Origin of the sequence: Neptunomonas phycophila (genome assembly GCF_001922575.1) — a bacterium.
GTDB lineage: Bacteria > Pseudomonadota > Gammaproteobacteria > Pseudomonadales > Balneatricaceae > Neptunomonas > Neptunomonas phycophila.
Genome location: NZ_MRCI01000001.1, coordinates 2,245,966 through 2,258,571, shown reverse-complemented (window position 1 = coordinate 2,258,571; position 12,606 = coordinate 2,245,966). Strand labels below are relative to the sequence as shown.

Genomic DNA, 12,606 nt, shown 5'->3' with positions numbered 1-12,606 from the left:
ATTTCCCGTATTCGAAAATGTGTTCTATCTCTACGAGCTCTAGGCGTGTTTAGTTCATGTAGGCTTAACTGGTTTGGTTGAGGTAACGGCGCTCGGGACGGCCGACACTGCCGTAACTTACTTCGGCCGTTAATTCTCCGCAGCTCACTAAATATTCTAGGTAACGTCGCGCGGTAGTACGGCTGGCTTCAATTTGTGAGCCGACTTCCTCGGCATTGCGCGAGCTATCGGCTTCTAACAAGACTTTGCGTACTTTGTCTAAGGTGAGGGCATCAATCCCCTTAGGTAGGTTTGTATTCATTACCGGTTGGCTGGTGTTGGGGGTGGCATTACGAGGTAATAGGCGGTCGACATCGCCTTGGACAAGGGATTCCATATTACGCAGTTTATCTAAGTGCTCGGCGTAATGGTTAAGTGCATCTCGGAGACGCTCAAATACCAGCGGTTTTAAAATATAGTCGAACACGCCCCCATGCATGGCGGCTTTTAAGGTGTCTACCTCGCGGGCAGCCGTAATCAATATAACATCTGTTGAGCTGTTGCCAGAGCGCAGTTCCCGTAGTAAATCTAAGCCCGTGCCTTTTGGAAAGTGAACATCCAACAACAGCAGTTCGGGTTTAAGTATGTCCACCAGATCGCGAGCTTCATCTAGGCCGTGGGCTAGGCCCACTAGTTCAAATCCTTCGATGCGTTCTAAGAAACGTTGTTGAATTTCGGCTATTTGGTGGTCATCTTCGGCGATCACTACACGAATGCTGCTCATGCAGGGCTTCCTTTTGTGGACTTGGGTGTATGGTTTGGATTTATTTTTGGTATATACACGGTAAAACGGCTGCCGCCTCGTTCAGTGGGGTCTATGGTAACGGTTCCGGCTAAGCGATGCAGCAATGTCTCAACTAAGTGTAGGCCAATGCCGTGTCCGGGTTCATGCTTGCTCGACACGCCTTTTTCGAAAATACGTGCTTGTTCGTCTAAGGGGATTCCCGCGCCTTGGTCTTCAATTTCGAAGATAAGGTCGTTGCCGAGATCCGTCATCGTTAAGAAAACTTCACCGCCAGCGCCGGTGTGCGCCAATGTGGCATCAAAGGCATTATCAAGTAGGTTACCAATAATACTGACAAGTTGATCACGCGGCAGGCGCTCAGGTAAGTCGGTCATTCGGCTTTCGGTATCCACTTTTAAGTGAAGCCCCAACTCGCGAGCACGGTTGTACTTCCCTAGCAAACAGCCTGCTAATACGGGGTCGGGTACAGCTTCTACCAAAAGGTGAATGAGCGTTTGGTGGTTTTCTGTCTCTTGCCCAATCAGGTTAAGCGCTTCATTGTTCGCCCCTATTTGAATGAGCCCCGCTATGGTGTGGAGTTTATTGGAGTATTCGTGAGTTTGACTGCGCAAGCTGTCAGCATACTGCTGGATGCGGGTTAGTTTTCGGCTAACCATATCGAGTTCATCTTTACGACGAAAACTCGACACCACACCGATGATTTGATCGTTTTGGCATACGGGAATACGGTTTGCAATGAGGCAGGTTTCACCGACCCAAAATTCTTGGTCAAATTGAGGCTCACCGTTGGCGAGTACTTCTAATAGCTGGCTGCCAGGCAAGATTGTTTGGATAGGCTTACCTAGCAAAGGGGTCTTATCGGTTAGCTCTAAGGTGTGTAGCGCTGCTCGGTTGAAGGTGGTGATCAACCCTTGGGAATTAATGGCGATTATGCCTTCACGGATAGATTCGAGAGTCGCATTGCGCTCCTCAAATAATAGCCCGATTTGTTCTGGCTCTAGGCCAAAAATAGCTTTTTTAAAGTGGTTAGCAAACCAAATAGCCGTAAGGACGCTAAGCAAAAACGCAGATAAAATGGCGACAGTGAGGGTGGTGCGATAACGTGCAATGATGGAGTCTACGTTGTCCAGTAAAAAGCCGACTGATACGACGCCTATGACTGTTTCTCCTGTGGAATCAAATATAGGCGATTTCCCGCGGATCGATGCTCCTAAGCTACCAATGGCTTTTTGTACGTAAGGCCTTCCTTCCAGCAGCGCAGGCTCGTTGTAGTCGCCATCATCGTCATACATTGGCTGTCCAACCCGTTCGTAGTTAGGGTGTGCTAAGCGTATGCTGTTGATATCACCAATGACGACAAAGCGAGCATCAATGGTGTCTGCTAATTGCAGGCTAGTCGGTTGTAGAAAGTCGCTGTCCCTTTGTTCCACTGCGCTGATTATTTGCGGTATGACTGCGATGGTTTTAGCGACATGAACAGCTTGCTGCCCCATTTGCTCTTCAAGCGAGTTATCAAGGTAATTGAGAGCAAATATGCCAAGTAGCCCTGTTTGCAAAAGGGCCATAAGCCCTAAGACTAGCGACATACGAGTTCTGATTTTTAACTTACGAAGCGTAAGGTGCTGTAATGTTTTTTTTATTATGGTCACGCGATTGCTCTTTGATACGGCGGTATTGATGTAGGTAAAGGATACCAATGCCCAATAATTCTTATGCCATCTTAGCTAAGAAATAGCACGAATGCCTGTGAACTAAATGAACAAAATGCATTTAAAGATTTTTATAGCCTTTAAATGCACAATATTTTTTAAAAATAGCTTGGCGTCTATATTGATCCTCAGTAACTACAAAAAAATATAAAAACAAATTGAGGATACGTCATGTTATCTAAATTTTTCTCCCGCAATCGCTCTACGTTATTGGCTGCTGCATTAGTTTCTACATTAGGAGCTGGAACAGTTCAGGCTGAAGTTGATGAAATCCACTTCCTTATTCCCGGTGGCGCAGGTGGTGGCTGGGATGGTACCGCTCGTGGTGTGGGTGAAGCATTGACAAAATCGGGTTTGGTTGAGAGTGCGTCATACGAAAACCTTTCTGGCGGTGGTGGCGGTAAAGCAATCGCTCATTTAATCGAAATGGCCGATCAAAGCCACAACACGCTCATGGTTAACTCTACACCTATCGTTATTCGTTCATTGTCTAAAGTTTTTCCACAGTCCTTCCGTGACTTAACGCCTATCGCGGCGGTTGTTGGTGACTATGGCGCGTTTGTGGTCCCAACGGATTCTAAATATAAGAGCTTTACCGACGTTGTAAAAGATTACAGTGAGAACCCTCGTTCGGTTGCTATTGCTGGTGGTTCGGCACGCGGCAGTATGGATCACTTGGTTGCTGCCATGGCCTTTAAGGCAGCTGGCGGTGATGCGCGTAAATTAAAGTACGTTGCTTATGATGCTGGTGGTAAAGCCATGGCCGGTATTTTGTCAGGTGAAGCACATTTGTTATCTACAGGTTTTAGTGAGGCATTAGCGCTGGCCGAAGCGGGTGAAGTACGTATTTTGGCAATCACAGGCGATGAGCGTTCTGCGACAGCTCCAGACGTTCCTACACTAAAAGAACTCGGCTATGACGCGACGTTTGTGAACTGGCGTGGTTTCTTCGGTGCACCAGGATTACCTGATGCCGAAGCTGACGAGTACGCAGCTACTCTAGGAAAAATGTACGAAACAGGTGAGTGGGAAGTGGTTCGTGACCGTAACGGCTGGACTGAAATATTCAAGCCACGTGCTGAGTTTGTAGCTTTCCTAGAAAACCAAGAAGAAGTTGTAGGCAACCTGATGCGTGAGCTTGGCTTCTTGAAATAATCGCGCTTTCGTAGCGGTTATCTTTGAGCTTCAAATGAGCCTCGGTGGCTGGTTTGAAGCTCTTTAATCATTCCCTTATTTAGATAGGCGGGCGTAGTACCGTCAAAGGTGAACCCTATGATTATTACTAAAGATCATATTGGCGGTTTGGTATTTCTGTGCCTGTCTGCTGCCTATGGATATTACATTGGTGATATCTCGATGTTGCCAGGTGATGAGTATGAACCTTTCAACGCGCAAACCGTACCGACGGCTTTAGCTTATATGGGTGGCGTGTTATCGATTGCGCTGATCGTAACGGCTAGTCGCGATGCGGCTGATCGGCTTTCTCTTAAAGGTTACGACTTTGCCATCGTCGTTAAGTTGCTGGCGTTGGTGGTGCTCTTCGGTTTAGCCCTTGAGTGGGTAGGCTTTTTAGTGTCGACCATCCTCTTTTTGATTGGCGGCTATTGGTTATTAGGCGAGCGCCGAATTAAAACACTCTTGATTGCGTCCGTTCCTTTTGCCGTTTTCATTTGGTTCGCGCTTTCTCAATTACTTGATATCTATCTTGCCCCTGGGCGATTGATCACTACGTTGTTTGGAGGTTAGTGCCATGTTAGATGGAATCTTTACAGGGCTTGGTACGGCGTTAATGCCGTTTAACATTATGATGGTTGTAGTGGGCTGTTTTGCCGGTACTTTCATCGGAATGCTGCCTGGGCTGGGGCCTATCTCTGCTGTTGCTTTGATGATCCCTATTACTTACGGGCTTGACCCCGCATCCGGTATTATCTTGATGGCCGGTGTTTATTACGGTGCCGTGTTTGGCGGTTCGACCTCTTCTATTTTGATTAACGCGCCTGGGTGCGCCAGTACAGTGGTTACCTCGTTTGATGGCTACCCGTTAGCGCAGAAAGGACAAGCCGGTAAAGCCTTAGCATTGGCCGCTTACTGCTCATTTACGGGGGGGACTGTCGGTGCGATTATTCTGTTGTTTGCTGCACCGGCCTTAGCGAAAGTCTCTCTCAGTTTCCAATCGGGCGATTATTTTGCATTGATGGTGTTAGGTTTGACGGCTGTGGCTGCTTTTTCAGGTAAAGGGCAAGTCATAAAAGCCATGATTATGACGGTTTTTGGTTTGATGATTGCTACCGTCGGTGCTGATGCAATGACAGGAGCGCCACGCTTTACGTTTGGCAGTGTTGATTTGTTAGACGGCGTTAGCTTTTTGCTGTTGGCGATGGCGACGTTTGCGTTAACCGAAGTAGTGATGTCCGTCATGAAACGTCAGCATTTGGAAGAAGACCCCGAAATTGATATGGCTGCGTTGGGTAGCATGAAGTTAAATAAAGAAGAAGTAAAAGAGATAGCCCCTACGGTGGCTCGTTCTTCGGTGTTTGGCTTTATCATTGGTGTGTTACCCGGTGCAGGTGCAACCATTGCCTCTTTCTTGGCCTATGGTATGGAGCGTAACTTCGCATCCGCTAAAGAGAAGCTGAAATTTGGTAAAGGGGCATTACGTGGTTTGGCGGCGCCTGAAACCGCAAATAATGCGGCGTCTACTGGCTCGTTTGTACCGCTACTAACTTTGGGGATTCCAGGCTCGGGTACAACCGCTATTATGTTGGGGGCGCTTATTGCTGCCGGAGTTCAGCCAGGGCCTCGTTTATTTGTTGATAACCCAGATGTGTTTTGGTCTGTAATTATATCAATGTACTTTGGTAACTTGGTGCTACTAATCCTAAATTTACCATTGATTCCTTACATTTCACGCTTATTGGCTATCCCACGTCCGATCTTAATTCCGCTGATTCTGTTTTTCTCAGTGACGGGTGTGTATTTGGTGAGCTTTAACACCTTTGATATTCAGATGATGGTCTTTATTACCGCGATAGCGATCTTCCTTAAATTGTTGGAATTTCCAATGGCACCTATGCTGCTAGGTTACATCCTGGGTGGGATTATGGAGCAAAATTTGAGTCGCTCACTGGTGATGTCTGATGGGAGCTTATCTTTTATCTGGGAGCGACCGTTAACGTTATCCATCATCGTGATTGCCGCTATCCTATTGTTTTTGCCACTGATCAGTAAATTGTTTGCTGCTAAAGGGCAAAAAGGCATGGAGCAAGCGGTAAACGAAGGCGAGGGTGGTTAACCTCTATCAACTAACACATCTTTTTTTGTCGAGGGCAGTGGTGTAAAAGCGCTACTGCCTTTTTTATGTTGGGGATTCGGTAGCGGATTCTAAGACCGCAACGACCTGTTCCAAATCATACTGCTTTAAAGCATGTTGTATATTTTGATAAAGGGGATCGTGTTCATCAAAGGAGGCTTGGCAAAGTTGGGCCACGGCATCGAAATCGCCTTCTTGTGCGGATACTTTGATGCGGCTGATCAGGGTGGGGGACAGTGTTTGTCTGATCGATGAGGTAGAAGACGCCGCAACGGGCTTAACTTCGTGTTCTACTGACATCTCTTGGCTCGCTTGAGGGCTTACTAAGCTTGTGCTCAATTGCTCTTCAATAACGGTTATTAGCCAGTTAAAGTCTATGGGTTTGCCAACAAAGTCACTAAATCCCTGTTGTAAGTAATAGCGGCGTTCATGCTCTAGGCTAGAAGCCGTCACTGCTACGATGGGGATTCTCGCTAAACTGTAATATTGTCTCAGTTTATTGAGCAAGCTTACACCGTCCATGGCGGGCATGCGTATATCGGTGAATACGATATCGGGTTTTAGCTCGCAGGCTTTGCTGAGCCCTTCTAGGCCGTCTTCTGCTAGGATAATGTTAAAGCCGGTATCCAGCAGAAATTGTTTGAGTATGTCGCGGCTCATAGCGTCATCTTCAACGATGAGCGCTGTAAATTGTTGATCAGGGGGCAGTATCAAGCCCTGCTCAAAGCTAACAAGGCTTTTATCAACTGGCGTTAATGGCTGCTTAGGCAAGGGTAAATTGATGTGTACTTGAGTACCTTGGTGAAGGACACTCTCCATAGTCAACGTGCCGCCAAGCGCTTCAACGATATGGCGTGAGAGTACAAGCCCTAGGCCAGTCCCGCCGTTTTGGTTACCCGAGCGTCCTTGCACAAAAGGCTGAAATAACTGGTTGAGTTCTTGTGATGATATGCCCGCGCCAGTATCGCTGATACAAATACTGACTTCGTGTTTAGTGCGATGAGCTTCGACACGCACTTCACCTTGTTGTGTAAATTTGATGGCGTTGTTGATGAGGTTGATAATGACTTGCCCAAATTTAGTTTTGTCTGTGGTGACCCAGTCGTTTTTATCTATGTTTATGTCAGCGATTAAGGATAGGTGTTTAGCATCCGCTTTTTCTTTATGAAGCGTTATAAGCTCAGTCAGTTCATCGGTTAAGTTAATAGAGTCTTGGTTTAGCGTGAATTTACCGGCTTCAATTTTTGATAGATCTAACACATCGTTGATCAAACTCAGCAACCGTTGCCCCGCATTATTAATACGCCGCACTTGCTCTTTGCATTCGCTGTTAAGGTCTGGTTCCTTCATGAGCAACTGAGAATAACCCAGCACAGCATTGAGCGGTGTCCTTATTTCGTGACTCATGTTGGTTAAAAAGGTTGATTTACTGGCGTTAGCTCGGTCAGCTTCTTGTTTTGCGTGTTCTAGAGCCAGCTGAGTTTCTTTTTCAGCCGAGATGTCGATGATCACATCCCCAATGTATAAAGGTTCGTTATCTGGGCCTAAAACTAAAAAGAAAGTTTCGAGTGTCGGTATGGTTTTGCCATCCGGCGTTAAGAGCTCAAGCTCGCCTCGCCATAGCCCGTGATTGAGTACAGCTGGCAAAATTTCTTCGGCTATTTGGGTGTGGTACTCAACAGGATAAAAATCATAAAAAGACCGATTCAAGTACTCGGCTTCGTCATTACCTAAGAGCCAGCGACAAAGGGTAGGGTTTAGATAACACATAGTTGTATCAAAGTGTGCCATTCCCATGCCCTGTTCGGAATACTCTGCAAAGAGTTTAAACTGCTCAAGTTCTTGAGTCAGTTGATAACGCTCGGTGCTGTTACGGGAAACGGAGAGTATGCCGGATACATCACCGTTCTCATCAAAGACGGGCGTTTTTATTATTTCAAAATAGGACGGGTTGCCATATGAGTCGGTCGCCCAAGTTGAATACGCTTTCTTCTCTGTCGTTGCTATTACTTGTTGCTCAATGTCTGCTATCGCTTCACTCAGCTCTGGGTTTAATAGGCCTTGGTCGCTATACCCAATAAGGCTTTCACTTGGACAGAAAAAGTTCTGAAAAGCGTTGTTAGTGAATACATATTTTCGATCCAACCCTTTAAGCGAGACTAAATCTGGCATGGTATCTAGCAGGGAGGCGAGCAGTTGATCTTTTTGTTTCAGCTCCGTAGATGAGCGTCTGAGCTCTGTGATGTCTTCAATTGTACCTGCCAGCTTACGTTGGCTAGTGATCGAGCCTTTTTGAATACCTCGGCCTTTAATCGAAATCCAAATAGGCGTGGTATCGGATAACGGGTTTTTGAGTCTGCACTGGATATCGAGCAAGTTGATATCAGTGGGTAGTGCGTCGCTAAATACCTCGATTGGCCCAAAGTCAGGAGCTTCTAGCAGTGACGTAAAGGCTTCAATAACGTGAGGTTGGTCTTCGGGTTCAATCCAGTTGTAGAGATCATTTAAATGATGCGTAGCCGATTGCCCCGTGATACCTACGTTTTCGAGGAAGGCGGGGGATAAGTATAATTTTAAGGTGTGTTTATTGAGTTCCCATTCTCCGGCATTAATAGCGGCTAGCGCTTGTGCATAACGTTGCTCTCGGCGTTCAAGCCGTTTTTGCTGACGCCTAGCCATGATGATCCATATAAATAACACGACAACGACGGAAACCGATAAGCCTATTAGGCGCCATAAATCTCGGTTGTCTTGAAAGTAGTCGCTGTTCTGAAGGTACCAAGATTCAGCAATTTGATATCGTTGCTCGGGTGATAGCGAAGCAATGGCTTTGTTGAGAATACTAACGAGTTCTGGCCAGTCTTTTCTGACAGCTAAACCTAATTCAATATTGATAGGAAGCTGGCCTCGTAAATGCAAATGAGCTGAGTTATTGGCTTTCGCAATGTGAAATTGACCAACCGTCTGCGAGATCACCAGGTAGTCTATTTGCTGGGTATTCAGCTTTTCGAGACCGTCTTGTATGGTGTCCACATCGATCATATTGGCTTGAGGGTAAGCCTCCCATAAATCCCAAACGTATCCATATTCTTTGACAATACCGATGGGGGCGTCGCCTAGCTCATTTAGATCCCTGATGGGGGTGCCTACTTCGCGAGAGAGGACAACCAACGGGCTGGTTATGTAAGGGGCAGTAAAAGAGTGCGTTCGGCTGACCGTTTCGTTAGCGAGCACATCTGAAATGACATCAACCTGGCCTTGTTCTGCCATTTCTATCGCTTGTTGCCAGCTGGTGTTCTGTTTTATTACGAAATGGATGCCAAGCTGCTTTTCTATTGTTGCTAAGTAATTGGCAACTAAGCCTATGTAGGTGCCGTTTGTGTCAAAAGCCTCAAAAGGCAGCCAGTTAGGGTCACCCGTGAAGGTTATTTCAGGATGATCAGCAAGCCAGGCTGCTTCATCGGCGGATAAGGTAAGTGGTGTGACTCTCACTTGCGCAATGAGCGACGGGTTACTAAATAGTAGTAATATGCAGGCGGTCAGTATGAGCTGTGAAGTCTTTCTGATCACACCACTTCCTTTATTTGAGATAAGCGTTCGATACAGGCCGGTGTCAGCAGTTCGGGGCGATGGAAGTGGTAGCCTTGCCCCCAGTGTACGCCAATGCTTTTAAGGAGTGTGGCAATGGATTCGCGCTCAACGAATTCAGCCACCACCGGTTTGTTGAGCTTGGCAGCAATATCAACAATGGAGCGAACCATTTCGTAGTTAGCCTCAATGTGTTCCATATCACGGATAAAGACGCCGTCTATTTTTATTTGGTCGAACGGCAATTCTCGTAAATAGTTGAATGAAGCGTAGCCGCTACCAAAGTCATCAATAGAGATCTGGCAACCTAAATGACTGATGTCTAACAGCATGTTGGCAGCACTTTCTATATTGACAAAGCGCTCGGTTTCAGTGATTTCAAAGACGAGAAGCTTGGCTGGCAGTTGATACTTTTTAAGTACGCTGGCGATGTATTGACATAAGTCGGGTTCGCCTAGAGTTAGTGCTGATAAATTGATCGAAATTGATGATATTTGTTGATGTAAGCTTGGATGATCGTGCAAAAAAAGACAAACATGTTCTATCATCCACCGATCAATACTCGGGGTAAGATGGAAGCGCTCAGCTGAGGGCATAAATTGATCGGGTGTGAGTATTTGGTCGTTACTTGCATCATATAAGCGAACTAGCGCTTCCATTTTTATGGGCTCATGTAGACCAAGAGGGTTGTCTTTAAGCGAATTTATTTTTTGGACAAAGATACGAAAGTGATCAAACTTTAGCGCATCGACTAAGCGTAGCGCCCAGTTGATACGAGTGCGGTTTACGACAGCTAAAGGTGTGTTCTCATTATAGGTGGATATTGCTTTTCCGCCTTCCTTTTTCGCTAAATACATGACTTCATCTGCCATAATTAATAGCTGGTCGAAGCTGTAAATGTCTAAATTGAAGGGCACAATTGCAATGCTAACGCCTACGTTAAAAGAGCGCTCATCCCATTCAAATGAAAACTCCGAAAACTGTTGGTAAATAAGATGCGCTAACGACTGTGCTGCTTGGTTGCTCTGTCTATTACTGACTATGGCAAAACGGTCACCACCTATACGAGCAAAAAAGTCGTCCTTCGTTAGACAGTTAGCTATGAGTTCTCCACATTCTTTAAGTAGCTCATCACCAGCAATACATCCGCAGCTTTCATTAATTAAGCGAAACCGATCAAGGTCAATCTGTAAAAAATTAGCCGGTTGGCTACGGAGCTGAAACGCTTCAATGGTATCTGCAATGTGTGCGTCCAAGGCGTTGCGGTTATAAAGCCGCGTTACGAAGTCGTGCTCTGCTAGGTATCTCAACCTATCCTGCATATATCGCCGTTCGTTAATTTCTTCACGTAGCTGCTGATTAGCGACCGCTAGTTTTGCTGTCCGATCTCGCACTTTCTGCTCAAGTTCGTTGTTTAGTGCTTGCATCTCGCGTAACAGCGACAGACGCTCGAGTTGATGCTTAACACGTGCGACCACTTCATCGGTGTTGATTGGTTTAGTAATGTAGTCATTTCCACCGACGCTAAAGCCTAAACTAATATCATCTTGGCGTCCGGTAACGAAAATTATGGGTAGGTCCGCTGTCTTTGGATTTTGCCTTAATTGCGTACAAACCTCAAAGCCATCAATACCAGGCATCATAACGTCCAGCAACACTAAATCCGGCGGGTTCTTATTGATGAGTGATAGCGCGCGTTCGCCTGACGTGGCGACTAGAACTGTACAGTCTAGTGATGAGACGACCCGTCGTAATATATCTATGTTGTCGGGTGTATCGTCGACGACTAGAACTTTTAAAGACATCCGTGCCGCTCCTAAAGTCGAAAAATAGTGCGAAAGTACGTTCTCTTTTTTATGGTTTGCAAAGAGTAGGCTTGTGTTCCTAAAGCCAAGGAAGGCGTACCGTTATATGCTTAATTATTAAGCAATATATAGTTAACTGGCGCCAATTTATAGGTTTAATCGCGGGTTTAGTTCTGCGCTAGCTTCAGCCCCCAGATATCGAGGCTGTATTTGTTGTTATCCATTTCGGCTATTCCAGGAAGATGCCCCCACTGCGTAAAACCATGATTCTCTAATAGTGAAATGCTAGCGCGATTGTGAGAAAAGACAAAACCGAGCAGGTTCGAAATGTTCAGTGTGGGTGCTAGGTCAATGCAGTATGCTACTAATTGCTTGCCTAGCCCTTGGCCTTGGTAGGCAGAGTCGATGTATATGCTGAGTTCAACAGTGGCATAATATGCAGGGCGGCCGTAAAAATCGTTTAGACTGGCCCAGCCAGCAATTTGATTGTCGATTTCAGCGACTAGCAATGGGCGCTTTTCGTGGTGAGCTGTAAACCAGTTATGGCGGCTTTCGACACTCACAATGTGTGTATCGGCTGTTGCTAGGCGACTTGGAATAGTTTGATTGTAAATGTTAACAATATCAGCTAAATCATCGATAACTGCGCGGCGGATGTTGATAGCCATAAAAGTGACCCTTGTAAGGTGAGGCTTAGGATTGTTTATACGGGTAATATAGTAAAGATGAAGGCGCAACGTGGATGCTAAAAACGAATGCGCTTGCTATAACACTGTATAGTTCATTAATGAGTTAGGATAGATTATGCGAAAATTGGAGCGTGCATTAAAGTGCTTTGTTACCGCCTGTACTTTGTTAACATTGAGTGTTTATGCTCAAGAGGACAAAAACCTCGGTAATCCTGAATCAACCCATCAAGTGGGTACGATACCCGTAGCTCTAAGTGTCTATAAGAGCCCAACGTGTGGCTGCTGTGCCGAATGGATTACACACGTCGAAGAACGTCATTTTTCAACCCAAATACACCACCCTAGTAGCCTAGCTGATACTAAGTCCCAGTTAGGTATCGACGCTAAGTATCGTTCGTGCCATACGGCTGTTGATGCTCAGGGGTTTGTCTTCGAAGGCCATGTACCCGCCAAGTTGATTTCTCAGTTTTTAGCTAACCCACCCGCGAATGCTTTGGGGTTGTCGGTGCCAGGTATGCCTGCCGGAAGCCCCGGAATGGAAATGGCGAATACATTTACGCCGTATCCCGTTTTGCTCTTAATGAAGGATGGCTCAGCGCAGATTTATGCCACGATAAAAGATCAGGCACAGCAGTATTAATTAAGCCCTCCATTAGGGGAGTTGGTCGCAAGTGCCGCGCTTGTTTTGGGTAGCTATATAGAGCAGTTATCGGTAGCATTA

The 12,606-nt window shown here is 46.1% G+C and carries 9 protein-coding genes; 4 read left to right on the top strand and 5 right to left on the bottom strand.

What is annotated here, in order from left to right:
• Window positions 1-64: 64 nt before the first annotated feature.
• Window positions 65-763 (bottom strand): response regulator, encoded by a 699-nt coding sequence (locus BS617_RS10195; RefSeq protein ID WP_075172701.1) that lies wholly within the window; start codon window positions 761-763, stop codon window positions 65-67.
• Window positions 760-2,433, bottom strand: a complete 1,674-nt coding sequence (locus BS617_RS10190) for an ATP-binding protein (protein WP_306460945.1) — start codon at window positions 2,431-2,433, stop codon at window positions 760-762. Before BS617_RS10190 ends, BS617_RS10195 begins: the two co-directional genes overlap by 4 nt.
• Before the next feature lie 231 nt (window positions 2,434-2,664).
• On the opposite strand from BS617_RS10190, the gene BS617_RS10185 reads away from it, so the two are divergent.
• The 3 genes from BS617_RS10185 to BS617_RS10175 all read left to right on the top strand — a co-directional run bounded on the left by BS617_RS10185 (window position 2,665) and on the right by BS617_RS10175 (window position 5,785).
• Entirely contained in the window at window positions 2,665-3,648 is a 984-nt protein-coding gene (locus tag BS617_RS10185; RefSeq protein WP_075172700.1) for a tripartite tricarboxylate transporter substrate binding protein, read from the top strand.
• 117 nt (window positions 3,649-3,765) lie between these two features.
• Entirely contained in the window at window positions 3,766-4,239 is a 474-nt protein-coding gene (locus tag BS617_RS10180; protein ID WP_075172699.1) for a tripartite tricarboxylate transporter TctB family protein, read from the top strand.
• 4 nt (window positions 4,240-4,243) lie between these two features.
• Window positions 4,244-5,785: a tripartite tricarboxylate transporter permease gene (locus BS617_RS10175; RefSeq protein WP_075172698.1), complete on the top strand. Its 1,542-nt coding sequence runs from the start codon at window positions 4,244-4,246 to the stop codon at window positions 5,783-5,785.
• 63 nt (window positions 5,786-5,848) lie between these two features.
• Here BS617_RS10175 and BS617_RS10170 read toward each other — a convergent pair whose 3' ends face one another.
• The 3 genes from BS617_RS10170 to BS617_RS10160 form a co-directional block, all read right to left on the bottom strand.
• Window positions 5,849-9,373: an ATP-binding protein gene (locus tag BS617_RS10170; protein ID WP_075172697.1), complete on the bottom strand. Its 3,525-nt coding sequence runs from the start codon at window positions 9,371-9,373 to the stop codon at window positions 5,849-5,851.
• On the bottom strand, window positions 9,370-11,196 hold the full coding sequence (locus BS617_RS10165) for a two-component system response regulator (protein ID WP_075172696.1): 1,827 nt from the start codon (window positions 11,194-11,196) through the stop codon (window positions 9,370-9,372). Before BS617_RS10165 ends, BS617_RS10170 begins: the two co-directional genes overlap by 4 nt.
• A 167-nt stretch (window positions 11,197-11,363) precedes the next feature.
• Entirely contained in the window at window positions 11,364-11,864 is a 501-nt protein-coding gene (locus BS617_RS10160; RefSeq protein WP_075172695.1) for a GNAT family N-acetyltransferase, read from the bottom strand.
• A 136-nt stretch (window positions 11,865-12,000) separates the two neighbouring features.
• On the opposite strand from BS617_RS10160, the gene BS617_RS10155 reads away from it, so the two are divergent.
• Window positions 12,001-12,525 carry a DUF411 domain-containing protein gene (locus tag BS617_RS10155; protein WP_075172694.1) on the top strand — a complete coding sequence of 175 codons (525 nt, stop codon included), beginning with the start codon at window positions 12,001-12,003 and terminating at the stop codon, window positions 12,523-12,525.
• Window positions 12,526-12,606: the final 81 nt, after the last annotated feature.

Excerpts from the sequence above, each read along its gene's own strand:
- BS617_RS10155 (WP_075172694.1), top strand. The coding sequence starts at position 12,001 with ATGCGAAAATTGGAGCGTGCATTAAAGTGCTTTGTTACCGCCTGTACT.
- BS617_RS10175 (WP_075172698.1), top strand. The coding sequence starts at position 4,244 with ATGTTAGATGGAATCTTTACAGGGCTTGGTACGGCGTTAATGCCGTTT.
- BS617_RS10185 (WP_075172700.1), top strand. The coding sequence starts at position 2,665 with ATGTTATCTAAATTTTTCTCCCGCAATCGCTCTACGTTATTGGCTGCT.
- BS617_RS10195 (WP_075172701.1), bottom strand. The coding sequence starts at position 763 with ATGAGCAGCATTCGTGTAGTGATCGCCGAAGATGACCACCAAATAGCC.
- BS617_RS10165 (WP_075172696.1), bottom strand. The coding sequence starts at position 11,196 with ATGTCTTTAAAAGTTCTAGTCGTCGACGATACACCCGACAACATAGAT.
- BS617_RS10180 (WP_075172699.1), top strand. The coding sequence starts at position 3,766 with ATGATTATTACTAAAGATCATATTGGCGGTTTGGTATTTCTGTGCCTG.
- BS617_RS10160 (WP_075172695.1), bottom strand. The coding sequence starts at position 11,864 with ATGGCTATCAACATCCGCCGCGCAGTTATCGATGATTTAGCTGATATT.